A 25,017-nucleotide genomic window follows, 5' to 3' on the forward strand; every position below is an offset into this window, starting at 1 on the left:
TTACGCGGCTTTGACCTTGGCGAGGAAATACTGGTGGAACCGGGTGTCGCCCGTCATCTCAGGATGGAACGACGTGCCCAGCAGGTTGTCCTGTTCGACTGCGACGACACGGCCATCCGCGAGAGAGGCGAGAGCCGTCGCCCTCGCGCCAACGGTTTCGACCACGGGCGCCCGGATGAACACGGCGTGCATGGGAGGATCCCCCAGCGCGGCAACCTCCAGATCGGTCTCGAAGGAGTCGAGCTGAGACCCGAACGCGTTGCGCCGCACGGCGAGGTCGAAGCCGCCCAGACTCTGCTGACCGACGATGCCATCGAGCACGGTGTCTGCCAGCATGATCAGCCCGGCACACGTTCCGTAGACGGGCATCCCGGACGTAATGGCTGCTTTCAGCGGCTCGGCAAGGCCGAACATCCTGCTCAGCTTGTCCATCACGCTTGACTCCCCACCGGGGATGACCAGCCCAGCCACGCGCTCGAGCTCCTCCACGCGCTTCACGGGAATCGCGTCAGCGCCAAGCTGTCGCAAGACCGCGATGTGCTCGCGGAAGTCGCCCTGGAGGGCGAGCACTCCTACCGTGGGCGTCGCGCTACCAGCCACGCTCAGACAGGCGGTGCGGGGCAGCGAGGTCAGACACGTTGATGCCCACCATCGCCTCACCCAAACCGCGTGAGGCCTGAGCGACGATGTCGGCATCGTCGAAGAAGGTTGTGGCCTTCACGATTGCGGCTGCACGCTGAGCCGGGTTTCCCGACTTGAAGATGCCGGATCCGACGAACACGCCATCGGCGCCGAGCTGCATCATCAGGGCGGCATCGGCGGGCGTGGCTACTCCCCCGGCGGTGAAGAGCACGACAGGGAGCTTTCCGGCCGCAGCAATCTCGCGCACGAGCTCGTAGGGTGCCTGCAGCTCTTTCGCCGCAACGTAAAGCTCGTCTTTCGACTTGCCCTTCAACGCGTTGATCTCGCCGAGGATGGTGCGGATGTGCTTCGTCGCCTCAGACACGTCGCCGGTGCCGGCCTCGCCCTTGGAGCGGATCATCGCAGCGCCCTCGGTGATTCGCCTAAGTGCCTCGCCGAGGTTGGTCGCGCCGCACACGAACGGCACGGAGAAGTTCCACTTGTCGATGTGGTTGACGTAGTCAGCGGGGCTCAGCACCTCTGACTCGTCGATGTAGTCGACCTTGAGCGACTGCAGGATCTGCGCTTCGACGAAATGACCGATGCGAGCTTTGGCCATGACCGGGATCGACACGGCTTCGATGATGCCGTCGATCAGGTCTGGGTCGCTCATGCGAGCGACGCCACCCTGCGATCGGATGTCGGCGGGAACACGCTCGAGTGCCATCACGGCGACGGCTCCCGCGTCTTCGGCGATCTTCGCCTGCCCGGCGTTGACGACGTCCATGATGACGCCACCCTTAAGCATTTCGGCGAGTCCGCGCTTGACGCGGCTGGTGCCCAATTCGTCTGATGTGCTGTTAGTGCTCATGATCCTAAATTCTACGCGGGGTCTGGATGCCGCGGCTGCGGCCAATGGGAATGCTGTGGCTTGATGGGCCGGTGTGGTCAGTCGGTGTGCGGCCAGGCGTTGGCGATTTCGGTTCGCACCTCGCCCAGCAGCCTGGGCACAGATTTCGTGCCGGCGATGATCGGGAAGAAGTTCGAGTCGAGCGCCCACCTCGGCACGATGTGCTGATGCAGATGCTCGGCGATTCCGGCCCCGGCGAGGCGACCCTGGTTCATGCCGATGTTGAAGCCGTCAACGCTCGCCGTCTGCCGCAGCACTCGCATTGCCACCTGAGTGAGGCTACCGATTTCGGCGATCTCCTCCGCCGTGGCCTCGTCATAAGTTGCAACATGCCGGTAAGGGCATACGAGGAGATGACCGCTGTTGTAGGGGTACAGGTTCAGCAGCACGTAGGCGTGGGTTCCGCGGGCGACGATGAGAGCCTTTTCGTCGTCCATTTTCGGGGCTTCGCAAAACGGGCAGTTGTGCTCCACCGGAGCCTGCTCGGTATTGTCTTTGATGTAAGCCATCCGGTACGGGGTCCACAGTCGCTGGAAGGCGTCAGGAACTGCAGCGAAATCCTCAGCGGATTCCACGCCATCAAAGGTCGTACCGTCGTAATCTTTCACTCTGGCGTCACACCTGCGCCCGTGTGGTGATGGATTCCGTGATGCGGGCGATGGCGTCGGCGATCGGTACGCCGTTCTCCTGAGACCCATCACGGAAGCGGAAGCTGACGGAACCGTTGGCCGCGTCTTCCTCGCCGGCGATCAGCTGGAACGGAACCTTGAGCTTGGTGTGCGTGCGAATCTTCTTCTGCATGCGCTCGCTCGACGCGTCGAGTTCCGCCCTGACTCCCGCAGCCTTGAGCTGGGCGATGACATCACCGAGGTACCCCTCGTACGCCTCCGCGACGGGGATGCCCACGACCTGCACGGGCGACAGCCAGACCGGGAACGCGCCGGCATAGTGCTCGGTGAGCACGCCGAAGAATCTTTCGATCGACCCGAACAGCGCCCGATGGATCATGACGGGACGCTGGCGCGAGCCGTCGGCGGCCGTGTACTCCAGGTCGAAACGCTCGGGGAGGTTGAAGTCGAGCTGCACAGTCGACATCTGCCAGGTGCGTCCGATGGCGTCCCGTGCCTGTACGGAGATCTTTGGTCCGTAGAACGCTGCTCCGCCCGGATCGGGGACGAGCTCCAGCCCGGATTCGGTGGCCACCTCGCGCAACGTCTCGGTCGCTTCATCCCAGATATCGTCGTCGCCGACGTACTTCTCGGGGTCTTTCGTCGACAGCTCGAGGTAGAAGTCGGTGAGTCCATAGTCACGCAACAGCGACAGGATGAAGTTGAGGGTGCCGGTGAGCTCCTCCTTCATCTTCTCCTTCGTGGTGAAGATGTGGGCGTCGTCCATGGTGAGGCCACGCACACGGGTGAGTCCGTGGATCACGCCCGACTTCTCGTTGCGGTACACAGTTCCGAACTCGAACATCCGTAACGGCAGGTCACGGTACGACCGGGCGCTGGAGCGGTAGACGAGGATGTGGAATGGGCAGTTCATGGGCTTGAGGTAGTACTCAGCGCCCTGCCGTGTGATCTCACCCTCCTCGTTGCGCGCCTCGTCGAGGTGCATCGGGGGGAACATTCCGTCGGCGTACCAGCCGAGGTGCCCTGAGGTCTCGAACAGGTGCGACTTGGTGATGTGCGGGGTGTAGACGAAGTCGTACCCCTCCTGCTCGTGGCGCTTGCGCGAATAGTCCTCCATCTCGCGACGGATGATGCCGCCCTTGGGATGGAAGACCGCGAGACCGGAACCGATCTCGTCGGGGAACGAGAACAGATCGAGCTCGGCGCCGAGCTTGCGGTGGTCGCGCTTGAGCGCCTCCTCCTGACGGGCCTGGAATGTGCGCAGGTCATCCTTGCTGGCCCACGCGGTGCCGTAGAGGCGCTGAAGCTGCTTGTTCTTCTCTGAACCGCGCCAGTATGCGGCGGCGGTGCGGGTCAGCGCCCAACCATTGCCGATCATCCGGGTGTTCGGAAGGTGGGGGCCGCGGCACAGGTCTTTCCAGTAGACCTCGCCGGTCTTGCCGTCGACATTGTCGTAGATGGTCAGTTCGGCCCCGCCGACCTCCACGGATTCGCCGTCCTGGCCCTCGGCTGCGTCTCCGCCCTTGAGTCCGATGAGTTCCAGCTTGTATGGCTCGTCGGCGAGCTCTGCCCGGGCCTCCGCCTCGGTGACGACGCGGCGCTGAAAACGCTGACCCTGACGGATGATCCGATCCATCGCCTTTGAGACGGCCTTGACGTCTTCCGGGGTGAGTGGTTCTTCGACGTCGAAGTCATAGTAGAAACCGTCGGTGACGGGCGGGCCGATTCCGAGCTTGGCCTTCGGGTTGATCGACTGCAGCGCCTGGGCCGCAACGTGAGCAGCGGAGTGGCGCAGGATGGCAAGCCCATCGGGCGAGTCGATTGTCACAGGCTCGACCGTGTCGGTCTCGCTGGTCGAGGCCGCAAGATCTTTCAACTCACCGTTGACGCGCATCGCGACAACGGAACGGTCGGTGAAAAGTTCGAATCCTGTACTCACCCCACAACTTTAGCGGCGGCGGGAGGCTCCCCCGTTCGCGTACTGCCGCTAGCGCCAGCCTCCCCGCCGGGAAACCCCCGCGCATCCCCACGCGTCCAAATGAAGGAGATTCCAGCCATACGGTCACCCGCAGCAGGAAAAGTCAGGGGATGCTCCGAAATCTCCTTCGTTTGGGGAACCGAAGGGCGGGGCTCGGGCGTGTCGGCCACCCGTCCCCTGGGCCCAGCCGCGGGTGGCGGGTCTACCGGACAGAAAAAACCCCCGGAACCGTGATGATTCCGGGGGTTTTACCGTGAGCGATACTGGGATCGAACCAGCGACCTCTTCCGTGTCAGGGAAGCGCGCTACCGCTGCGCCAATCGCTCAAGCTTTTTTATTGTACCGGGCAGATCTGCCTCGGGCTTCCGAGGTGACGACGGGATTTGAACCCGTGTACACGGCTTTGCAGGCCGTTGCCTCGCCTCTCGGCCACGCCACCACGTGCGGGAAGATCAGAAATCAAACTTTCGTAGGTCCTGACACTTCCCACTCGAGCGGATGACGAGATTCGAACTCGCGACCCTCACCTTGGCAAGGTGATGCGCTACCACTGCGCCACATCCGCATTACTCGCATTGCTGCGTGCGTAGATGACTGTATCCGAAGTCGGCCACGAGAGCGAATCGTGTGACGGCCGTGTCGCGAACGTGTGGCGGCCGGGCCGCAAACCTGTGGCAGGATTATGCTCGCGGGCGATTGGCGCAGTTGGTAGCGCGCTTCCTTCACACGGAAGAGGTCATCGGTTCGAGTCCGGTATCGCCCACCACTCAAAGTTCAGCTTCTTGCGTCCGTGGCCGACCGCGCTGGCGACACTAGGCTGCTGTCGTGACTAGCGCAGCGGAAAAGACGGGAATCCTGCGCCAGTTTCTTGCCGGCGCAGCGATGCTCGGCCGAGGGTTCGGCGTCTGGCGAACCGCACCAGGCTTGATGCTGCTGGGAATCGTGCCCGCGTTCATCGTGGCAGCGCTGTTCGTCGCCGGTTTCATCGCCCTCGGGTTGAATCTCGAAACAATCGTCATCTCAATCACCCCCTTCGCGTCCGAATGGACCGAACCTTTCCGCTCGGGCCTGCGCGTGTTCGTCGGGCTCGCTTTTGTGGTTGTCGCCGTGCTGTTCATCATCAACGCCTTCACAGCAGTGACACTCATCGTCGGCCAGCCGTTCTACGAGCGCATCTGGAAACACGTCGAGAGCCGCGGTGGCACCCGTGCCACTCCCCCGGACGTCGGCTTCTGGGAGGCTGCTTTGCGCGGTGTGGTCGATGGCATCAGGATGCTCGTTCCGACGGTTCTCGCGGGCGCAGCGCTGTTTGCTCTGGGCTTCATCCCCGTCGTCGGCACGATCCTCGCGGCGGTCCTGGGGGCGCTGGTGGGAGGCTGGTTCCTCGCCGTCGAGCTCACCGGTCCCGCGTTCGAATCGCGAGGTAAGTCGCTGACCGAGCGTCGGCGGATATTGCGGGCGAGCCGGCCGATGGCCACCGGCTTTGGACTTGCCAGCTACCTCGTGTTCCTGATCCCGCTCGGAGCGGTAATCATGATGCCTGTCGCCGTGGCCGGCGCGGCGACGCTCAGCGGGAGGCTGCTCAGTTCGGAGACCGACCCTGGCGCCGGGCCCGTCCAAACCACGTCGTAACTCCCTCGCTGTACAGCACGGAATCCGGTGGGTTGTTCGCCACGTCGGAGATTCCCGCCTCACGAAGGAGGGTGTCGTCGAGCGAGACCAGTTCTGCGCTCACCAGCGGCCACGGCTCATGATGGTTGGGCAGGAAGATTGTGCGTCCGAATCGACGGGTGAAGAGACCCCAGCGGGCCGTGAGGAAGTCTGCTGTCGGATCCCCCACCACCGGCGTCGATCCAGGTCGCACGATCATCCGGAACTCACCGGTGCCGAGCAACCGCTGCGACCGGTATTCGACCTGACCGTCGCTCTCAGACAGGGAGGTTCTGGCCCAGAAATATGGAAGCGAGAAGGCAGCGCGAGCGGCGAGCACAGAGGCGAGCCTCGACGCCTCGAGCGAACAGAAGATCACACCGCGTCGACCGCTCTCGTCCACGCCATACAGGCGCACATTGACCTCGGCAAAGGATCCGAGGTACGGGATCGGTGGGCTACCGAAGAGGGTTGCTCGATCGAGGTAGAAGGCGATCAGCCCGACCCAGCTCGATCCGTCGTGCTCATCGGGCCGCACCCCCGCTGGCATCAGCCCCAGCAGCTCCGACGACGGAACTCTCCAGTGCAGAAATGCCAGCTTCGACCACCGCTGGCTCGCGACGGCCCTGCCGGTGAGCTCAGGCGCGAGCCGGCGAATCGGTTCGATCATGCTTCGACGGTACCCTCAGCGCAGTCACCGCTCTGCTCGCGAGTCGCAGGATCATCATCAGCAGCACCGACACAGCCAGGGAATAGCCGGCCACCACCACGGTTCCCGCCACCTGATTGCCTATCAGCGTCACCGATCCGGTGAAGATGAATCCGATATTCGACGCGAGCAGCCCCAGAAGCACAGCACCCGCACCCCCGGCTATGAGGTGTGTGCCCACCACGAACCACTGTTGGCGGCGAGAGCTGCTCACCCGTTGAATGGTGAAGATGCACGCCGCACCGCCCGCCATGATGCCGGCAGCGGCCGCGGACACCGGCGTAAACAGTGGGGCTCCGGCTGTCATGGCGACCAGGCCGCTGATGAGCCCGGCAGCCACCGAGTTGAGCGTGACCGACCTGTGTCGGATGCGCTGGACGCACAGCCAGCCCACCACGCCCCCACCGGCCCCAATGACACCGTTGGCGACGATCGCGCCGATCGTGTCGTCTACGGCGAACTCGGCGCCGGCGAGCCATACGAGCCAGCCCACACTCAAGCCGATCATCCCGACCATTCCGGTGATGCGGCTAACACTCGCCGTCCGAAGACGTGGGCCGCCGCACAGCAAGACCCCCAGCACAGCGGCGCCCGCGGCGACGTTCACGGGCAGGGAGCCGCCGTGATCGATGGGATTTATGCCCAGGCTCCAGCTCGGCTCAAACGGGACGAAGGTGCGAATTGCCGTCGGCACGTAAACCAGCAGGCTCCATGAAGCACCGAAGAGCAGAGTAATCACGATGCCGTAGCCATTGGCCCGCACGGCGATGGTGGCCAGGTATGACGCAACGCCACCGAGGGCTGCGATGGGAAGGAAGAGGGGCGTCACGACATCCGGGAGCACAACAGGAGCCAGCAGCAGCCACGACACCATGCCCGTGGCCGCGCAGGACAGCGACAACAACACTGAGCGCGCCCAGGGCGCTGCGGGCAACATCCTCGCGTCGACGACCGCCAGGGATACCAGGACGAGCAGGATCGCGAGGATGGATGATGCCGACATGCCCCAGTTGTCCACAAACCCCCCTTACACGGACGCACTACGGGGTGCCACTCTGATGAGAGGCACCCCGTGGTGAGTTGTTTTCGATTATGCCGTGCTTTGGGCCATTAGACCTTTACTTCGGTGAGAACGTAGCCCTCTTCACCGTGGACAACGGAGTCGATACCGGCGATCTCGTCCTCGTTCTTGATGCGGAATCCGATCGTCTTCTCGATGGCGTAACCAATCACGAAGGCGAGGACGAAGGAGTACCCGAGAACCGAGAATGCTGCGATGGCCTGCACGAGCAGCTGAGTTGCCTCGCCGCTGTAGATGAGCCCGGTGCCGTTGGCGAAGATGCCCAGGTACAGGGTTCCGATGAGACCACCGACGAGGTGGATGCCCACAACGTCGAGTGAGTCGTCGAAGCCGAGCTTGAACTTCAGGTCGATGGCAAGCGCACAGACCGCGCCAGCGATGAGGCCAAGCACGATGGCCCATCCCGGGGTGAGCGAGCCACAGGCCGGGGTGATCGCGACGAGACCAGCGACGGCCCCCGACGCGGCGCCGACGGATGTGGGCTTGCCATCCTTGATCCTCTCGACCACGAGCCACGCGAGAAGTGCAGCCGCGGGAGCGACGATCGTGTTCACGAAGGCAAGAGCGGCGGTGTTGTCCGCTGCGAGCTCCGAGCCGGCGTTGAAGCCGAACCAGCCGAACCAGAGCAGACCGGCGCCGAGCAGAACGAACGGCGGGTTGTGAGGTACGTGGATGCCCTTGGCGAAGCCAACGCGCTTGCCGAGAACCAGTGCGAGGGCGAGGGCCGCTGCACCAGCGTTGATGTGAACCGCGGTTCCACCGGCGAAGTCGATTGCGCCGACACCGAAGATGTCCTGCATTCCGTGGGTAAGCCATCCGCCGTAGGCGAAGCTTCCATCGTCGGCAAGACCGAAGTTGAAGACCCAGCTTGCGACCGGGAAGTAAACGACTGTCGCCCAGATTCCGGCGAAGATCATCCATGCGCCGAACTTGGCGCGGTCGGCGATGGCGCCGGATACCAATGCCACGGTGATGATGGCGAAGGTGGCCTGGAAGGCAACGAACGCGAGCGGCGGGAATGCCGCGCCCTCTGGGGTCTCAAGAACGTTTCCTAGGCCCATTGCGCCGGTGTCGATCGACCACGGAAAGATTGTGCCTTCAGCGCCGGGAAACGCGATCGCGTAGCCGTAGAGCGCCCAGAGAACGCCGATAAGCCCGATGGCACCGAAGCTCATCATCATCATGCTGATGACGCTCTTTGCCTTGACAAGGCCGCCGTAGAAGAACGCCAGGCCCGGTGTCATCAGCAGCACGAGCGCTGCTGCGATCAAAATAAAGGCTGTGTTGCCCTGATCCATTGTGTACCTCTCTCTGTGTTGCGAAGGGTGCACCGTCGGGTCTGCGTATGGGAGGACTCGCCTCAGGCACGAAGACAGTTTGCCCAAGCGAGGTTTCGCCGGTTGTGTCTGCGCGTTTCGATCGTGTTACGTGGCCATGGCCCGTGTAAACATCGTGTTTCGACGAACCAGCCGAAATCAGTCGGACTGGTTGGTCAGTGCGATAAGTCGTGAAACCGCGCGAAGGTACTTCTTGCTGTAGCCGCCCGCCAGCATTTCGTCGGAGAAAACACCATCCAGGGGCGTCCCCTCCGCAGCTATCCGCACCTGTGCGTCATAGAGGCGGTCCACGAAGGCTACGAATCTCAGCGCGTCGGTCTGGTTGGCGAAGGGATGCACATCGGTGAGCCCAATGGCCGACAGTCCTTCCACGATCTTCACGTAGCGGGACGGATGAACGCTGCCGAGATGGGCAAGCACGTCGTGGAACGAATCGAGGGTCGTTTCACCGGAGAGTTCCTTCAGCGCTGCCGCGGCATCCGGAACTGACACGGCATGCGCCTCGACGTCGCGTCGCCGATAGTCGAGCCCATCGACCCTGAGGGTCGTGAACCGTGACGCGAGGGAATCAATCTCGCGAAGGAAGTCCTGCGCGGCGAAGCGACCCTCTCCGAGCGCGTTGGGTGGGGTGTTGGATGTCGCGGCGATCCTCGTACCCGATGTCGCCAGCTCGTTCAGCAGGCGAGACATCAGCCTCGTGTCGCCCGGATCATCCAGCTCGAACTCGTCGATGCACAGAAGGGATGCGCCAGTGAGAAGGGTGACTGCCGGCGCATAGCCGAGCGCTCCAACCAGCGCGGTGTACTCGATGAAGGTGCCGAAGTACTTGCGGCCGGGAGCCGCATGCCAGAGCGCCGCCAGAAGATGGGTCTTGCCGACGCCGAATCCGCCATCCAGGTAGATGCCGGGCAGCTCGACCGGGGCTTTCTTCCGCGAGAAGAACCCGCCCCCACGACCGGATTGCCACCCGGCAACGAAAGCGCGAATGGCTTCGACCGCGCCCGCCTGCGATGGATAGTCGTCGTCGGGGCGATACGAGTCGAGGGTGGCGGTGGCGAATTGCCGCGGTGGCACCAGATGGGCGATCATCTCCGCCCCGTCGAGAGTGGGGACGCGGTCAACGAGCCGACCCGGTGAGGTCACAGCTTCGGCACTCATTGGTTCAGCCTCGGTTTGTGTCGAAGTCTTACAACGGCCAAATCTCACAGCGCGTAGATTTGTCGTCAGGGGAATTTCAGCCTAGCCCGATCGCGACGATGGCTCGATCGCACACTCGGCCGGGCAACTCCCGCCATCATCGCACTACCGGAGGTAGCTCATGTCGGTCCAGAACGATCCCGCCGAACAATTCGCCCAGTTTGCTCACCCGGAACGCCTGGTCTCCGGCGACTGGCTGGAGGCGCACCTCGGCGATCCGGGACTCGTCGTCGTCGAATCCGACGAGGATGTGCTGCTCTATGAGACGGGCCACATCGAGGGTGCCGTCAAGATCGACTGGCACACCGACCTCAACGATCCGGTCGTGCGCGACTACATCGACGGCGAGCAGTTCGCGGCGCTGCTCGGATCCAAAGGCATCTCCCGCGACTCCACCGTCGTGATCTACGGCGACAAGAGCAACTGGTGGGCTGCATACGCACTCTGGGTGTTCACGCTGTTCGGCCACGAGGATGTTCGGCTGCTTGACGGCGGCCGGGCCAAATGGGAGGCGGACGGACGCGCGTACACGACCGCACCTGAGGCAGCTGCCACGGTCGAATATCCGGTCGTCCAGCGCGACGACTCACGCATCCGCGCCTATAAGGATGACGTACTCGCCCACTTGGGTAATCCCCTGATCGACGTGCGCTCGCCCGAGGAGTTCAGTGGTGAGCGCACGACCGCTCCGGCATACCCGGATGAGGGCGCACTGCGCGCCGGCCATATTCCGAGTGCACAGAGCGTGCCCTGGGGCAGGGCTGCGGCCGAGGATGGCACGTTTCGACCGATCTCCGAACTCAACGAGATCTACCGGGACGGTGCCGGGCTGGTCGATGGCGATAACGTCGTCGCGTACTGCCGCATCGGCGAACGCTCCAGCCACACCTGGTTCGTGCTGACCCACCTGCTCGGTTTCGAGAATGTGCGCAACTACGACGGTTCATGGACGGAGTGGGGATCAGCCGTCCGCGTGCCGATCGTGCAGGGTTCCGAGCCCGGCGCTGTGCCTGCTCGCTAAACTTAACCAGTGACGAACGACACACTGCCCGAGCCGCTAGCCGAGATCCGCGACGACTTTCTGGCACTCGAGATGAAAACCAGGCTGCAGCTGTTGCTTGAGTTCTCGAACGAGTTGCCCGAGTTGCCCGCTCGTTATGCAGACCACCCTGACCTGCTGGAGCGGGTCGTTGAGTGTCAGTCGCCCGTCTTCATCTTCGTCGAGGTGGATGACAGCAGCACCGTGCACATGTTCGCAACGGCTCCACCCGAATCCCCCACGACGCGCGGCTTCGCCTCGATCCTCGTGCAGGGTCTCAGCGGGTTGAGCGCCGCCGAGGTACTCGCTGTGCCTGACGACTACCCGAACTCGATCGGCCTCACCGCTGCGGTCAGCCCGCTGCGCATCAGGGGCATGACCGGGATGCTGGCTCGCGTCAAACGTCAGATTCGCGCGAAGGCTGCCTGAGACTTTCGGTTTCGAGATTCTGCAGCCATCTCCTGATGGCCGAGTTCCAGCGATCCGGATCGTAATTCCAGAGTCGCGTGTGACGCGCGGTATCGAATTCCTCGTACGTGACGATGTCAGGTCTGGCCGCCGCGAGGGCCTGGGAGGCCGTGGCCGGAATGAGTCCGTCGTCGACACTGTGAAACAGCAGGATGGGCAGGTCGAGTTCGCGGGCCCGCGCAACCAGATCGAGTCGTCTCAGGTCGACGGGTTGCGCCTGACCGGTGATGCGTCTCGACCACGAGTGTGTCACCAGGCCCATCATGCCCAACCGAACCAGCCGCGGCAGACGGTGAGCTGCGCCCTGGAAATGCAGGGCGGTAATCCAGTCGACTACGGGAGATTCGAGCACGAGCCCGGTGACTCGACTCGCGAAAGATGACCGTGTCGCGAACTGGAGTACCGTCGCGCCGCCCATCGACCATCCCATGAGAACAATCTGCTCGGCTCCACGCGAGACCGCGAATTGCACAGCGGATTCGACGTCCTTCCACTCGGCATCGCCGAGCGAATAGCGGTTGTCACCGGTGGCTGGGGCGTCCCCGTCGTTGCGATACGACACCAGCAGCGAGTTGTAGCCCGCATCGCGGAACACCGGAACGGCCCTCAGCGCCTCTTCGCGGCGCACCGCACGACCGTGGACACCAATGACCCAGCGCGTCGACGGTTCGGCAGCGGGGATGAGCCAGGCGGGAGCCGCGCCCAACTCGGTCTGGATCTCGACCTCATCCCACTCGTCACTGACGTCTGCCGGCCTCAGAAAGAACCACCCACTGACCCGGGCCCGAGTGACACCCTCGAGCGAACCGCGGTCCACCCCGAGGAGTTGCCGCGTCACTGATCGCCCCGAGAACGTGACAATATCGCCGACGCGGGCATGGCCGGCGTCCCCGGAGAACCACATGCTGTACAGGCCTGGGGTGAAAGCGTCGATGGACCGCGACAGCGTAATGGTGTCGTCGTCATAGTCGAGGATCCGAAGGTCTTCCTCGCGCTTCCTGGGCGGGGTCAGTACCGTGCGCGCGAAATACACCGCGAGCACGCTCCCGGAAATCGCCGTCGCCGCGATGACGCCCCCGACCGTGATGGCGATGACCGCCAGGCTTCGAGCCGCAGTGGAACTAGGGTGCTCGTGCCTGGTCATCATGCTCCTGGTATGGCTATGGCTGGTGCACCCCGGCGTGCCTAGGTCGGGATCGCTTGAAGGAAGCCTAATCTTCACTCGTGTCAGACACGCCCCCAGCGCCGCAGCTCCCCCCAGCTTTCGCCGCCGCCACCGCCTCGATGAGAGCCGCGACGACCCGCGATGAGTTGACAGTCTCGGAGATTCCCGCCCCCGGATCACTGGCTCCATGGTCACTTGCGCTCGCCGCAGACGTCACCCCGGCCTTGCACGGCAGCGATTCCGAACTGGGAACCGGCCGATTCGTTCTGCTCTACGACCCCGAGTCGCCAGAAGCCTGGGGTGGGCAGTTCAGGGTGATCTGTTTTGCGCAGGCTCCGCTCGAGACTGAGATGGGTGTTGACCCGTTCCTGGCCGATGTCGCCTGGTCGTGGCTCGTTGATGCGCTCGACACTCGAGGCGCGAAGTACACCTCCGCCAGCGGGACCGCCACGCGAATCCTGTCCACCGGATTCGGCGAGCTGGAATCACAGGGAGACGGTGCACAGATCGAGCTTCGAGCCTCGTGGACACCCGATGATCACGACATTGCCGCTCATGTGGAAGGCTGGGGTGAGTTGTTGTGCATGCTTGCTGGCCTGCCGCCGACGATCGAGGGAGTAAGTCTGTTGTCTGCACGCCGGGTTCGACGTGAGTAGCGCGAACGATAGCGCCGCAGCTGAAGCAGCTGCGACGATTCCCGACGAGCCGAAACAGGCCGCCCACGTGGAGGTCGATGTCATCGACACCCGCGAGGAGTATCTCGCCGCCGTCGACGCAATCGCCGCGGGAACCGGGCCCATCGCGATCGACGCTGAACGGGCATCCGGCTATCGCTACTCGCAACGCGCATACCTGATCCAGATTTTCCGGCGCGGTGCTGGCACCTTCCTGTTCGATCCGCCAGCAATCGGCTCCTTCAGCGAACTCAATGACGTCATCGCTGGTGAGGAATGGATCCTGCACGCAGCGAGCCAGGACCTGACGTGTCTTCGGGAGGTCGGCCTCAACCCCACCCGCCTGTTCGACACCGAACTGGCCGCTCGCCTGGCGGGACTCCCCCGCGTCGGGCTCGGCGCAGTCGTAGAAGATCTGCTGGGCATCCATCTCGCCAAGGAGCACTCCGCGGCTGACTGGTCGACCCGGCCACTTCCCCAGAGCTGGTTGGTCTACGCAGCGCTCGATGTCGAGTTGCTCGTCGATCTGCGCGAAGAGCTCGCGAACGTTCTCGAGCGCGATGGCAAGACCGGCATCGCCGACGAAGAGTTCTCGTCAGTGCTCTCTCGAGACTTCGTGATCGTGCGCCACGAGCCCTGGAGGCGCCTGAGCGGCGTTCACGCCATCCGCGGCGGGCGCAATCTGGCTATCGCCCGCGAGCTGTGGCAGGCCCGAGATGCGTACGCGCGCGAAATCGACACGGCTCCGGGCCGGCTCGTGCCGGACTCCGCCCTGGTCGCAGCGGCAAGGATGCTGCCAGAGACCAAACGCGACCTCGCTGCGCTCAAGGAATTCACTGGTCGCGCCAGCCGTTCTCAGATCGATCGCTGGTGGAATGCCATCCAGGCCGGTATGGCGAGCGACGACCTGCCTGTTCTGAGGGTCGCGAGCGACGTTCTGCCTCCCCCGCGGGTGTGGAGCGACAAGAACCCTGAGGCCGACAAGCGGCTGAAGACCGCGCGGGCCCGGATAACCGAGTTGGCGACCGAGATGTCGATTCCCGTCGAAAACATGCTCACGCCTGACCTGCTCCGGCGAGTGTCATGGAATCCTCCCACTCCCGCCGACCAGACAGCTATTACCGAAGCCCTCACGGCCCTCGGTGCGCGGGCCTGGCAAATTGACGCAACATCACAGGTAATCGCCGATGCGTTTGTGGAAGCCAGCCAAACGCCTGAGCAGACGACCGAACCTGCATCGTAGGAACAGTCAAAGGATTCGACTGGAGTTTCCGCGAGCCTAGGATCGATTACGACCTAAGGAAAGTGGAGGCATCGTGGCCAAGCAAGCTGAAGTTGTATTCGTCGACGGAGTGAGAACTCCGTTCGGCCGAGCAGGCGAAAAGGGCATGTTCTGGAACACCCGGGCAGATGACCTTGTCGTTAAGGCAATGATCGGCCTGATCGATCGCAACCCCTCGATTCCCAAGGATCGCTACGACGATGTCGCCATTGCTGCCTCAACGCAGCAGGGCGATCAGGGCCTCACGATTGGCCGCACCGCGGCGCTGCTGTCCGGTCTGCCGAAGACTGTGCCTGGCTTCGCCATCGACCGCATGTGCGCCGGCGGCATGACCTCGGTCACCGCCATCGCCGGTGGCATCGCGTTCGGCGCCTACGACATCGGGATCGCCGGCGGAGTGGAGCACATGGGGCATCACCCGATGGGTTCAGGGGCAGATCCGAACCCTCGGTTCCTTTCCGAGAAGCTCGTGAGCAGCGAGGCACTCAACATGGGCAACACCGCTGAGCGCATCCACGATCGATTCCCACATTTGACCAAGGAGCGAGCCGATCGTTACGCCTTCGCCAGCCAGCAGAAGGCATTCGCAGCCTACGAGAATGGCAAGCTGCAGCCCGATCTGATCCCCGTTGCTATCCGGAGTGAATCGGGATGGGGTCTGGCCACTCGCGATGAGGCGCTCAGGCCAGAGACCACCATGGAGGGTCTGTCCACTCTCCGCACGCCCTTCCGCCCGCACGGTCGCGTCACCGCCGGCAACTCCTCCGGACTCAACGACGGCGCCACCGCCAGCATCATCGCCAGTGCCGACGCCGCCAAGGAGTTCGGCCTGAAGCCCAAGATGCGCATGGTGAGCTTCGCCTTTGCCGGCGTCGAGCCGGACATCATGGGCATCGGGCCCGTGCCGTCCACGGAGAAGGCTCTGCGCAAGGCCGGCCTGACCATCAACGACATCGGCCTCTTCGAACTGAACGAGGCATTCGCCGTCCAGGTGCTGTCACTGCTCGACCACTTCGGAATCGACGACGACGACCCCAGGGTCAACCAGTGGGGCGGCGCCATCGCGATGGGACACCCGCTCGCGTCATCCGGCGTTCGGCTCATGATTCAGCTCGCTGCCCAGTTCGCGGAGCACCCCGAGGTGCGTTACGGCCTCACCGCCATGTGCGTCGGTCTCGGCCAGGGTGGATCCGTCATCTGGGAGAACCCGAACTACAAGGGGAAGAAGTAATGACCGCAACCGCTGCCACCTTTGAGAAGCTCGCGTCGCTTGACCCAGACGAAGTCATCACGAACTCGTTCGTCCGCGACATCCCGATCTCCCAGGGCAAGACCCTGGTGCTGCTGACGCTCGACAACGGCAAAGACCACACCCGCCCGAACACGCTCGGCCCCAGAACACTGCTGGAGTTCGCGCGAATACTGGATGAGCAGAAGGCCCGAGCCGACCGTGGCGAGATCCACGGCCTGGCTGTCACCGGCAAGCCCTTCATCTTCGCGGCCGGAGCGGACCTGTCGAAGGTCGGCGACCTGCCGGACCGTGAGACGGGCAAGCAGATGGCCCAGCTGGGTCATTGGGCACTCGGCAAGCTGAGCGAGCTCGGCGTTCCTTCATTCACCTTCATCAACGGCCTTGCCCTGGGCGGCGGAGTCGAGATTCCGCTGAACTCCAACTATCGAACGATCGACAGTTCGGTGCCGGCGCTGGCCTTGCCGGAAGTCTTCCTCGGAATCATTCCCGGATGGGGTGGAGCGTGGCTGCTGCCGAACCTGATCGGCATCGAGAACGCCCTCGAGGTCGTCATCTCCAATCCGTTGAAGAACAACAGGATGCTCAAAGGCCCCCAGGCCTTCGAGCTCGGTATCGCTGACGCGATGTTCGGCCCTGCCAACTTCATCGAGAACTCGGTCGCGTGGGCCGACGGCGTCATCAACGGCACGACGAAGGTGAAGCGCCCCAACGAGCCAGGCAAGATCGAGCGCGCCGTCAAGTGGGACATCGCCATCGGTATCGCGCAGAAGACGCTGGAGAGCCGCATCGGGAAGGTAGCGAAATCGCCCTATCGTGCGCTGGAGCTGCTGAAGGCCGCGAAGAACACCGACAAGAAGACGGGATTCGCCGCCGAGGATGAGGCTTTGGCCGATCTGATCGCGGGCGACCAGTTTCACGCCAGCATCTACGCGTTCAACCTTGTGCAGAAGCGCGCCAAGCGCCCGGCCGGTGCCCCGGATAAGGAGCTCGCCCACAAGGTCACCAAGGTTGGCGTCATCGGCGCCGGGCTGATGGCGCGCCAGTTTGCGTTGCTCTTCGTTCGGCGCCTGCAGGTTCCCGTCGTCATCACCGACCTGGATCAGGGTGCGACTGACGCTGGTGTTGCCGCCATCCACAAGGAGATCAACGACCTGCTCGAAAAGGGCCGCATCTCCAGCGACGAGTCGAATCGACTCACCGCACTCGTGACGGGCACGACGAACAAGGCCGATTTCGCGGACTGCGACTGGGTGATCGAGGCAATCTACGAGGAGCTTGAGGCGAAGCAGAACGTGTTTGCCGAGGTCGAGAAGTTCATCTCGGCCGAGGCGATTCTCGCCACCAACACCTCGTCGCTCTCGGTTGAACAGATCGGCGCGAAACTGGAGCACCCTGAGCGAGTGGTTGGCTTCCATTTCTTCAACCCTGTTGCGGTCATGCCTTTGATCGAGGTTGTGAAGACACCGCACACCAACGACGCATCCCTCTCCACGGCGATGGTGACCGCGGCGAAGCTGCGCAAGAACGCGGTCATCACCCGCGACACCCCCGGGTTCGTCGTGAACCGCATTCTGGCCAAGGTTCTCGGCGAGGCCATGCACGCTGTCGACACCGGCACACCCTTCGAGGTGGTGGAGGAATCCACCAGGCCGTTCGGTCTTCCGATGACGCCTTTCGAGCTGCTCGAACTGGTGGGCCTCAAGGTGGGCGCCCACGTGCTCGACACGCATCACAAGGCGTTCCCTGACCGATTCTTTGAGAGCGCCAACCTGCACAAGCTCGCAGAGCTTGGCCACATCTTCGAGCGAGACTCGAAGGGCAAGATCAAGGGAATCGACAAGGCAGCCCAGAAGATCGTCAAGGGCGGCACCACCCCTATGACGGCCGCGGAGCTGCAGGTTCGCATCGAGGATGGTCTGGCCGACGAAATTCACCGGATGCTCGAGGACAACGTCGTCGCAGCAGCCGAAGACATCGACCTCTGCCTCATCCTCGGGGCCGGATATCCCTTCCAGATGGGCGGAGCGACACCGTACCTCGACCGGGTCGGCGCATCCGAGCGCGCCTTCGGAGGCACCTTCCACTCCCCCATGATCGTGGGAGTGAAGTAGCAGCAGGCGAATTTGTCGCGGTAGCGGACACCCTCGGGACGTGCAAAGTCTCGAGGGTGTTGCTCTGTCTACGGAGGAACGGGCCTACTCGTTAGGAACGCGCGTCTGAACGTCGGAATCGGTCGGCAGGGGCCTCGCTACCGGCAGCTTGCTGCCGAGCACCTGCTCGACCACGCCGCGCGCGATGGCCTGAGGGGTCAGGCCGACCAGATCGAGAATGTAGCCGCGACTGCCGTGGGGCAGGAACTCATCGGGCAGGCCGAGTTCAGTGACGGCGGTGTCGACGCCTGCAGCACGGAGGTCTTGTCGGATGCGAGTGCCGATGCCGCCGACGCGCACGCCGTCTTCAATCGTAATCACCAGTCGATACTCGGCAGCGAGGTCGATGACGCCCTGAGCCACCGGCACAACCCAGCGCGGGTCGATCACCGTGGCGCCGATGCCCTGCGCCGCGAGCCGTTCTGCGACCTCAAGACCGGTTTTCGCCATCGGACCCACGGTGATGATGAGCACATCTTTGTTGTCGGTCTCCCGCAGCACGTCGACGCCGTCGGCTGTGCGGCGTACGGCGTCGTATTCGGTGCCGACCACGCCCTTCGAAAATCTGAGCACGGTGGGCCTGTCGTCGACCGCGACCGCTTCGCCGAGCTCCTCACGCAGCCGCGATGCATCCCTGGGCGCCGCAATCATGATGTTGGGAACGACCTGCAGGATGGCAAGATCCCACATTCCGTGATGGCTCGCGCCGTCAGGGCCGGTGACTCCGGCGCGGTCGAGCACAATCGTGACGCCAGCTTCATGCAACGCGACATCCATCAACACCTGGTCGAAGGCGCGATTGACGAACGTGGCGTACATGGCGATGACCGGATGCAACCCGCCGAAGGCGAGCCCAGCGGCCGAGGTGACGGCGTGCTGCTCTGCGATTCCGACATCGAGTACGCGCTGTGGATACTTCTCAGCGAACTTGTGCAGCCCGGTGGGTCGGAGCATGGCCGCGGTGATGCCGACCAGCCGGGGGTTCTCGTCGGCGAGGTGAAGAATTTCATCTGAGAAGACTGACGTCCACGACGGCGTATTCGACGGGTCGATCGGTTCGCCGGTCTCCGGATCGATCTGGCCCACCGCATGGAACTGGTCTGCGGTGTCGAGGAGAGCCGGCTGGTAGCCGCGGCCCTTCTCGGTGATGGCGTGCACGATGACAGGAGCACCGTAGTTCTTGGCCTGCCTGAGCGCCTCGGTGACAGCCTTGAGGTCGTGCCCATCGACCGGACCGAGGTACTTGATATCGAGATTCGAGTACAGCGCCTCATTGTTGGTGAGGCGCGACAGGAAGCCGTGGGTTCCGCCCCTGATGGCCCGATACAGGGCACGACCGGGGGCGCCGAACTTGTGGAACACGGTGCGGCTGGTGGAGTACAGGCTGCGGTAGGAGCGCCTCGTACGGACATCGTTGAGGAAGTGGGCCATCCCGCCGATGGTCGGCGCGTACGAGCGTCCGTTGTCGTTGACGATGATGACCAGGTTGCGGCTGTTGTCGTCGCTGATGTTGTTGAGTGCTTCCCACGTCATGCCACCCGTGAGCGCACCGTCACCGACCACAGCAACCACGTGCCGGTCGGACTGGCCGGTCATGGTGAATGCACGCGAAATGCCGTCGGCCCACGACAGTGAGCTCGACGCGTGGGAACTTTCGACGATGTCGTGCTCTGATTCCGCTCGCTGCGGGTACCCCGCCAGCCCGCCCTCTTCTCGGAGGTGGCTGAAATCCTGCCGTCCGGTCAACAGCTTGTGCACGTAGCTCTGGTGCCCGGTATCGAACACCATCGCATCATGCGGCGAGTTGAATACCGTGTGCATCGCGATCGTCAGTTCGACGACGCCGAGGTTCGGACCGAGGTGCCCTCCGGTCTTTGATACCTCCCGAACGAGGAACGCGCGGATCTCCGCCGCGAGCTCGACAAGCTGCTCAGGTGAGAGCTTGTCGAGATCACGAGGGCCGCGGATTTCCTCGAGAAGAGTCATACAGTCAGCCTAAACGAGACTCCTGAGTACGTACTGCAGGATGCCGCCATTTCGGTAGTAGTCGGCCTCACCCGGTGTGTCGATGCGAAGGACAGCATCGAATTCGACAACGGCCTTGCCAGCAGCGGAGTGCTCGCTCGGTGATGCCGTCACGTGCAGAGTCTTCGGGGTGTTTCCCTCGTTGAGCTCCTCGACACCAGCGATGTCCACGATTTCGGTTCCGTCGAGTCCCAGCGAGGCCCAGCTCTCGCCGGCGGGGAACTGCAGTGGCAGCACGCCCATCCCGATCAAGTTGGAACGGTGGATACGCTCAAAGCTCTCGGTGATGACAGCCTTCACACCCAGCAGCGACGTGCCCTTGGCCGCCCAGTCCCGGCTTGAGCCGGAGCCATACTCCTTGCCACCGAAGATGACGAGCGGCGTCGACTGTGCTGCGTAGTTCTGCGCGGCGTCGTAGATGAATGACTGAGGAGCCTCGGCCTGAGTGAAGTCGCGAGTGTATCCACCCTCAACCCCATCCAGCAGCTGGTTCTTGAGGCGGATGTTCGCGAACGTACCGCGGATCATCACCTCGTGGTTGCCTCGTCGTGAACCGTAGGAGTTGAAGTCACCACGGGCGACCCCGTGCTCCTGCAGGTAGGCGCCAGCCGGGCTGTCTGCCTTGATGTTTCCGGCAGGGCTGATGTGGTCGGTCGTGACCGAATCGCCGAGCTTGGCCAGGACGCGAGCACCGGAGATGCTGCTGACCGGTGTCGTCTCGAGGGTCATGCCGTCGAAGTACGGTGGGCGGCGCACGTAGGTGGATGCGTCATCCCACTCGAACACCTCACTGTCTGGTGTCGGCAGCGAACGCCAGCGCTCGTCGCCGTCGAAGACCTCGCCATATTCCTTGAGGAACATCTCGGTGTCGATCGACGAGTCGATCGTGCGCTGCACCTCTGCAGAATCCGGCCAGATGTCCTTCAGGAATACCGGCTGGCCGTCACTGCCCGTGCCGAGGGAGTCGGTCTCGAAGTCGAAGTTCATCGATCCGGCCAGGGCGTACGCGATGACCAGAGGCGGCGACGCCAGGTAGTTCATCTTGACGTCGGGGCTGATACGACCCTCGAAGTTGCGGTTTCCCGAGAGAACGGCCGTCACAGCCAGATCATTCTCGTTGATGGCCGCCGTGACCTCATCGATGAGGGGCCCGGTGTTACCAATACACACCGTGCAGCCGTAGCCGACGGTGTAGAAGCCGAGGGCTTCGAGGTCGTCGGTGAGTCCCGCCTTCGCGTAGTAGTCGGTGACAACCTTCGAGCCCGGCGCGAGGGTGGTCTTGACCCATGGCTTGGAGGTCAGGCCCTTGCGGACAGCGTTGCGTGCGAGCAGGCCTGCTGCGAGCATCACGCTGGGGTTCGAGGTGTTGGTGCACGAGGTGATCGCGGCGACAGCGACAGCGCCGTGGTCGAGCGTGTAGTCGAGCCCTGCTGAGGTCTTGACCTTCACTGGACGCGAGAGGTCGCCCGGCGCGTGACTCACATGAGTGTGCGAGAGCTGGTGCGCGGTGCCTTCGTCTTCCGGGGTGAAACCATTCGGGTCTGAGGCGGGGAAGCTACCCTCGATGGCCGCGTCGACGCGCGACATGTCCTGCGAGGTGTAGTCGCCGAGGTCGATAGCGAACTGCGTCTTGGCGTTGGTGAGTTCGACGCGGTCCTGCGGGCGCTTCGGTCCGGCGATGGATGGCACAACCGTCGCCAAATCCAGTTCGAGATATTCGCTGAATTCCGGCTCAGTTTCGGGGTCGTGCCAGAGCTTCTGCAGCTTGGAGTATGCCTCCACGAGAGCAACCTGCTCGTCGGTGCGACCGGTGAGGCGCAGGTAGTCGAGCGTCACGTCATCGATGGGGAACATCGCTGCTGTCGACCCAAACTCTGGGCTCATGTTTCCGATGGTCGCTCTGTTCGCCAGGGGAACCTCGCCGACGCCGGCGCCATAGAACTCGACGAACTTGCCCACGACACCGTGCTTGCGCAGCATCTGGGTGATCGTGAGCACGACATCCGTTGCCGTCACGCCGGTCGGGATTGAGCCGTTGAGCTTGAATCCGACGACCTTCGGGATGAGCATGGAGACCGGCTGGCCGAGCATCGCTGCCTCGGCCTCGATGCCGCCGACGCCCCAACCCAGCACACCGAGTCCGTTGACCATCGTCGTGTGGGAGTCAGTGCCGACACAGGTGTCCGGGTACGCACGAAGCGCGCCGTCCACGGTGCGCGTGAAAGTTACTCGTGCCAGGTACTCGATGTTGACCTGGTGCACGATTCCGGTTCCTGGCGGAACAACCTTGAAGTCGTCGAACGCGGTCTGGCCCCAGCGGAGGAACTGGTAGCGCTCACCGTTGCGCTCATACTCAATCTCAACGTTGCGCTCGAGAGCGTTCTCGCTGCCGAAGAGGTCGGCGATGACGGAATGGTCGATGACCAGTTCGGCCGGTGCGAGTGGGTTGATCTTGTTGGGGTCGCCGCCCAGGGCGGCAACTGCCTCGCGCATCGTGGCGAGGTCAACGATGCACGGGACGCCCGTGAAGTCCTGCATGACGACGCGCGCAGGGGTGAACTGAATTTCGGTGTCTGGCTCGGCGGTCGGCACCCACGAACCGAGAGACTCGATCTGCGATTTCGTGACGTTCTTACCGTCTTCGGTCCGCAGCAGGTTTTCGAGCAGGACCTTCAGGCTGAACGGGAGCTTTTCATACCCGGGAACCTTGTCTACTCGAAAGACCTCGTAGTCGGTCGAACCGACGGTCAGGGTGTCTTTCGATCCGAAGCTGTTCACTGCCGACACTGTCGTCTCCCTCGCTGAGCCCGCGATTACCGCGGGTACCCTGCCATCTTTGCCGCCAACAGCATCAAACTGCTAGCAAGGCAAGCCTAAGACCGTTCCAGCAGGACACATCATGCTGGTTCAATCAAAAAGTATCTTGATATCAAGACAAATATAGCACCGACAGGACAGACGCTACGCTGCCGGACCGACCTTTTTGGATCTGTACACCGTGCGCATCATCAGCCAGGTGACCCACAACACTCCCGCGTAGAGAGGAACTCCAAGGATGAGCTTGAACGCGGCCAGAGCATCGACGTTGCCCGAGAAGTACAGGGGCAACTCGACCCCAAGCCGAACCGAGAACAGCCCGCACCACAGGATCGTCGCGAGGTAGGCAACCCTGACCTTCGCGCGATCTGCGCGCCAGCCCGTGCCCTCACTCGTGATGAGCGACGCGATCACGCCGATCAGCGGCCAGCGCGCGATCATGCTGATGACCAGCGCGAGCAGAAATATCGCGTTGATGAAAAATCCGAGCACGAAATTGTCTTCAGCCCGACCCGTGATGAGAGCAAGGCCGGCACTGAGTCCGAGACCAAGCACACCAGCAATGGCGGAAGTGAATGGCGTCCTGGTGACGACCCTGACCACCACGAACAGCACGGCGATGACGAGTGGGATGAGCACAGACACAAGTAGTTCGCGAGTGATCGTATAGACCACAAGGAAGGAGAGGCCAGGGAGGATCGATTCGACCAACCCGCGGACGCCGCCCATGGCCTTGAGGAGGGCGCCGCTGGATGGCGTCTCGCCCGGGGCGACATACCCGAGACCAGACCGTCGAGCCGCCGCGGCAAATGTCTCAGCCACCGAGGGAGCATCGACCTCCGGCGTGATGTCGTCTTCGTTCGAAGAACTGCCGGAGGTCATGCCTGTGCTGCGGCAGGACCGGTGGCAGGCATGCTCAGCGGGATGAGGTCGCGCGGAGGCATCGGAGTGTTCCCGCGCACCACCACGATCGAACGGAAAAGATCCTCGACCTGAGCGGCGGGTTCACCGCCGGCGGCACCCGCACCGGCAATCACGCCGCGCAGGAACCATCGAGGCCCATCGACGCCGATGAATCGGGCCAACCGGGATCCGCTCTCCTGCCCCGCCGCGAGAGGGATCTCTGCCTGCACCTCGGGGCCGAATGGTCCGACAACCACCTTGGTGGTACCACCCTGCTTGTGAATCTGATCCACGATCTGCTGGCGGATCTCGTGCCACAAACCGCTCGAGCGGGGAGCAGCGAACGGCTGAACCTGCAGCGTTGAACCCGCATAGTCGAGACCGACAGCGACCACTCGCTTGCTTCCCTCTTCAACCTCAAGCCTGAGGTGGAGATCGGGTCGCGGGAGGATCTTCACTCCCCCGAGGTCGACGTATGGCCTTACGGCGTTGGCTTCGCTTTCATCGAGCGGACCTTCCGTGGCACGGTCATCCGGGGCCGACTTGGGCTGATCGGCAATGGGTTCATCGAGCTGTTCTCCAGCAATATCGCTCACGAGGTGACTCCTGGTCGTGTTGTGTCGGTTTCGGGATGATGTCCGACTGGTGTTGGTCGCAGGCCGGTTGAGCCGAAGCCCGCCCCACCGCGGTGACTGCCCGGCAACGTTGCCACCGGGATGAATGTGGCCCGGGTAACGGGCATGACGATGAGCTGTGCGATACGGTCGCCCACCTCGATGGCGAAGGAATGCTCGGCGTCGGTGTTCAATATCGTGACCCTGATCTCGCCGCGGTAGCCCGCATCCACCGTGCCTGGGCTGTTGACGATGGTGATGCCGTGCTTGGCCGCGAGCCCGGATCGCGGAACGACGAATGCCATGAATCCGTTGGGAAGCGCTATCGAGACGCCGGTGCCGACCGTTGCTCTGCCTCCCGGTGCGAGCAGGTGGGCCTCGGCGGCATGAAGGTCCGCTCCAGCATCACCGGGGTGCGCGTAGACAGGAGTCTCGCCACTCGCAATGAGCACTTCGATGTTCTCAGCCACGAGTCGAGGGTAGTGCAGAACGCTGCACGGTCGATGATCGTGAGCA

At 63.3% G+C, this 25,017-nt stretch carries 21 protein-coding genes and 4 tRNA genes; 8 read left to right on the forward strand and 17 right to left on the reverse strand.

What is annotated here, in order from left to right:
* The 7 genes from pdxT to QMG83_RS08320 form a co-directional block, all read right to left on the reverse strand.
* Entirely contained in the window at nt 1-600 is a 600-nt protein-coding gene (gene pdxT / locus QMG83_RS08290; RefSeq protein WP_283504903.1) for a pyridoxal 5'-phosphate synthase glutaminase subunit PdxT, read from the reverse strand.
* Nucleotides 590-1,492 (reverse strand): pyridoxal 5'-phosphate synthase lyase subunit PdxS, encoded by a 903-nt coding sequence (gene pdxS / locus QMG83_RS08295; RefSeq protein ID WP_283504904.1) that lies wholly within the window; start codon nt 1,490-1,492, stop codon nt 590-592. Before pdxS ends, pdxT begins: the two co-directional genes overlap by 11 nt.
* A gap of 77 nt (nt 1,493-1,569) precedes the next feature.
* Nucleotides 1,570-2,139 carry an HIT family protein gene (locus tag QMG83_RS08300; protein WP_502949018.1) on the reverse strand — a complete coding sequence of 190 codons (570 nt, stop codon included), beginning with the start codon at nt 2,137-2,139 and terminating at the stop codon, nt 1,570-1,572.
* A 7-nt stretch (nt 2,140-2,146) separates the two neighbouring features.
* Nucleotides 2,147-4,054 (reverse strand): threonine--tRNA ligase, encoded by a 1,908-nt coding sequence (gene thrS / locus QMG83_RS08305; protein WP_283505538.1) that lies wholly within the window; start codon nt 4,052-4,054, stop codon nt 2,147-2,149.
* Between the two features lie 338 nt (nt 4,055-4,392).
* Nucleotides 4,393-4,464 (reverse strand) — tRNA-Val (locus QMG83_RS08310).
* A 42-nt stretch (nt 4,465-4,506) separates the two neighbouring features.
* Nucleotides 4,507-4,577: transfer RNA gene (locus tag QMG83_RS08315), tRNA-Cys, on the reverse strand.
* A 54-nt stretch (nt 4,578-4,631) separates the two neighbouring features.
* Nucleotides 4,632-4,703: transfer RNA gene (locus QMG83_RS08320), tRNA-Gly, on the reverse strand.
* Between the two features lie 125 nt (nt 4,704-4,828).
* Between QMG83_RS08320 and QMG83_RS08325 the strand changes: the two genes are divergently transcribed.
* Together QMG83_RS08325 and QMG83_RS08330 are read left to right on the forward strand one after the other, a co-directional pair.
* Nucleotides 4,829-4,904, forward strand: a tRNA-Val gene (locus QMG83_RS08325).
* Nucleotides 4,905-4,963: 59 nt separating this feature from the next.
* Complete coding sequence (locus QMG83_RS08330) at nt 4,964-5,770, forward strand: EI24 domain-containing protein (protein WP_283504906.1); 807 nt, start codon at nt 4,964-4,966, stop codon at nt 5,768-5,770.
* Here the strand turns inward: QMG83_RS08330 and QMG83_RS08335 are convergent.
* From QMG83_RS08335 to zapE, 4 genes are all read right to left on the reverse strand, one after another.
* A complete protein-coding gene (locus QMG83_RS08335; RefSeq protein WP_283504907.1) occupies nt 5,721-6,458 on the reverse strand; it encodes a YqjF family protein in 738 nt (245 codons plus the stop codon). The genes QMG83_RS08330 and QMG83_RS08335 overlap by 50 nt on opposite strands.
* Nucleotides 6,427-7,515 carry an ammonium transporter gene (locus QMG83_RS08340; RefSeq protein ID WP_283504908.1) on the reverse strand — a complete coding sequence of 363 codons (1,089 nt, stop codon included), beginning with the start codon at nt 7,513-7,515 and terminating at the stop codon, nt 6,427-6,429. The genes QMG83_RS08335 and QMG83_RS08340 overlap by 32 nt, the downstream gene beginning before the upstream one ends.
* A 92-nt stretch (nt 7,516-7,607) precedes the next feature.
* Nucleotides 7,608-8,876 (reverse strand): ammonium transporter, encoded by a 1,269-nt coding sequence (locus QMG83_RS08345; RefSeq protein WP_283504909.1) that lies wholly within the window; start codon nt 8,874-8,876, stop codon nt 7,608-7,610.
* A 177-nt stretch (nt 8,877-9,053) separates the two neighbouring features.
* On the reverse strand, nt 9,054-10,073 hold the full coding sequence (gene zapE / locus QMG83_RS08350) for a cell division protein ZapE (RefSeq protein ID WP_283504910.1): 1,020 nt from the start codon (nt 10,071-10,073) through the stop codon (nt 9,054-9,056).
* Nucleotides 10,074-10,233: 160 nt separating this feature from the next.
* Here zapE and QMG83_RS08355 point away from each other — a divergent pair, with 160 nt between their 5' ends.
* Entirely contained in the window at nt 10,234-11,133 is a 900-nt protein-coding gene (locus tag QMG83_RS08355; RefSeq protein WP_283504911.1) for a sulfurtransferase, read from the forward strand.
* Nucleotides 11,134-11,205: 72 nt separating this feature from the next.
* Nucleotides 11,206-11,580, forward strand: a complete 375-nt coding sequence (locus QMG83_RS08360) for a SufE family protein (protein ID WP_502949029.1) — start codon at nt 11,206-11,208, stop codon at nt 11,578-11,580.
* On the opposite strand, the gene QMG83_RS08365 is transcribed toward QMG83_RS08360, so the two are convergent.
* Entirely contained in the window at nt 11,549-12,766 is a 1,218-nt protein-coding gene (locus QMG83_RS08365) for an alpha/beta hydrolase family protein (protein WP_283504913.1), read from the reverse strand. The two genes, QMG83_RS08360 and QMG83_RS08365, sit on opposite strands and share 32 nt — an antisense overlap.
* Nucleotides 12,767-12,903: 137 nt before the next feature.
* Here QMG83_RS08365 and QMG83_RS08370 point away from each other — a divergent pair, with 137 nt between their 5' ends.
* The 4 genes from QMG83_RS08370 (at nt 12,904) to QMG83_RS08385 (ending at nt 18,103) form a co-directional block, all read left to right on the forward strand.
* On the forward strand, nt 12,904-13,440 hold the full coding sequence (locus tag QMG83_RS08370) for a DUF3000 domain-containing protein (RefSeq protein ID WP_502949030.1): 537 nt from the start codon (nt 12,904-12,906) through the stop codon (nt 13,438-13,440).
* Nucleotides 13,441-13,477: 37 nt separating this feature from the next.
* On the forward strand, nt 13,478-14,701 hold the full coding sequence (locus tag QMG83_RS08375) for an HRDC domain-containing protein (protein WP_502949031.1): 1,224 nt from the start codon (nt 13,478-13,480) through the stop codon (nt 14,699-14,701).
* 73 nt (nt 14,702-14,774) lie between these two features.
* The gene (locus QMG83_RS08380; RefSeq protein WP_283504915.1) at nt 14,775-15,971 is read left to right on the forward strand and encodes a thiolase family protein; all 1,197 of its coding nucleotides are present in this window, start codon (nt 14,775-14,777) and stop codon (nt 15,969-15,971) included.
* Complete coding sequence (locus tag QMG83_RS08385) at nt 15,971-18,103, forward strand: 3-hydroxyacyl-CoA dehydrogenase NAD-binding domain-containing protein (protein WP_283504916.1); 2,133 nt, start codon at nt 15,971-15,973, stop codon at nt 18,101-18,103. The genes QMG83_RS08380 and QMG83_RS08385 overlap by 1 nt, the downstream gene beginning before the upstream one ends.
* An 84-nt stretch (nt 18,104-18,187) precedes the next feature.
* On the opposite strand, the gene dxs is transcribed toward QMG83_RS08385, so the two are convergent.
* The 5 genes from dxs to dut all read right to left on the reverse strand — a co-directional run bounded on the left by dxs (nt 18,188) and on the right by dut (nt 24,971).
* Nucleotides 18,188-20,128: a 1-deoxy-D-xylulose-5-phosphate synthase gene (gene dxs, locus QMG83_RS08390; RefSeq protein WP_283504917.1), complete on the reverse strand. Its 1,941-nt coding sequence runs from the start codon at nt 20,126-20,128 to the stop codon at nt 18,188-18,190.
* A gap of 9 nt (nt 20,129-20,137) precedes the next feature.
* The gene (acnA, locus tag QMG83_RS08395; protein WP_283504918.1) at nt 20,138-22,954 is read right to left on the reverse strand and encodes an aconitate hydratase AcnA; all 2,817 of its coding nucleotides are present in this window, start codon (nt 22,952-22,954) and stop codon (nt 20,138-20,140) included.
* Nucleotides 22,955-23,128: 174 nt separating this feature from the next.
* Nucleotides 23,129-23,806: a DUF3159 domain-containing protein gene (locus tag QMG83_RS08400; protein ID WP_283504919.1), complete on the reverse strand. Its 678-nt coding sequence runs from the start codon at nt 23,804-23,806 to the stop codon at nt 23,129-23,131.
* A 56-nt stretch (nt 23,807-23,862) separates the two neighbouring features.
* Nucleotides 23,863-24,483: a DUF3710 domain-containing protein gene (locus QMG83_RS08405; protein ID WP_283504920.1), complete on the reverse strand. Its 621-nt coding sequence runs from the start codon at nt 24,481-24,483 to the stop codon at nt 23,863-23,865.
* Nucleotides 24,480-24,971, reverse strand: a complete 492-nt coding sequence (gene dut, locus QMG83_RS08410; RefSeq protein WP_283504921.1) for a dUTP diphosphatase — start codon at nt 24,969-24,971, stop codon at nt 24,480-24,482. The genes QMG83_RS08405 and dut overlap by 4 nt, the downstream gene beginning before the upstream one ends.
* Nucleotides 24,972-25,017: the final 46 nt, after the last annotated feature.

The organism is Salinibacterium sp. G-O1, assembly GCF_030063305.1.
Lineage (GTDB): Bacteria > Actinomycetota > Actinomycetes > Actinomycetales > Microbacteriaceae > Rhodoglobus.

Bases quoted from the DNA above. Each gene is read 5' to 3' on its own strand.
- pdxS (WP_283504904.1), bottom strand. From the start codon at position 1,492: ATGAGCACTAACAGCACATCAGACGAATTGGGCACCAGCCGCGTCAAG.
- thrS (WP_283505538.1), bottom strand. From the start codon at position 4,054: ATGCGCGTCAACGGTGAGTTGAAAGATCTTGCGGCCTCGACCAGCGAG.
- QMG83_RS08335 (WP_283504907.1), bottom strand. From the start codon at position 6,458: ATGATCGAACCGATTCGCCGGCTCGCGCCTGAGCTCACCGGCAGGGCC.
- QMG83_RS08345 (WP_283504909.1), bottom strand. From the start codon at position 8,876: ATGGATCAGGGCAACACAGCCTTTATTTTGATCGCAGCAGCGCTCGTG.
- zapE (WP_283504910.1), bottom strand. From the start codon at position 10,073: ATGAGTGCCGAAGCTGTGACCTCACCGGGTCGGCTCGTTGACCGCGTC.
- QMG83_RS08355 (WP_283504911.1), top strand. From the start codon at position 10,234: ATGTCGGTCCAGAACGATCCCGCCGAACAATTCGCCCAGTTTGCTCAC.
- QMG83_RS08360 (WP_502949029.1), top strand. From the start codon at position 11,206: ATGAAAACCAGGCTGCAGCTGTTGCTTGAGTTCTCGAACGAGTTGCCC.
- QMG83_RS08365 (WP_283504913.1), bottom strand. From the start codon at position 12,766: ATGATGACCAGGCACGAGCACCCTAGTTCCACTGCGGCTCGAAGCCTG.
- QMG83_RS08370 (WP_502949030.1), top strand. From the start codon at position 12,904: ATGAGAGCCGCGACGACCCGCGATGAGTTGACAGTCTCGGAGATTCCC.
- QMG83_RS08385 (WP_283504916.1), top strand. From the start codon at position 15,971: ATGACCGCAACCGCTGCCACCTTTGAGAAGCTCGCGTCGCTTGACCCA.
- dxs (WP_283504917.1), bottom strand. From the start codon at position 20,128: ATGACTCTTCTCGAGGAAATCCGCGGCCCTCGTGATCTCGACAAGCTC.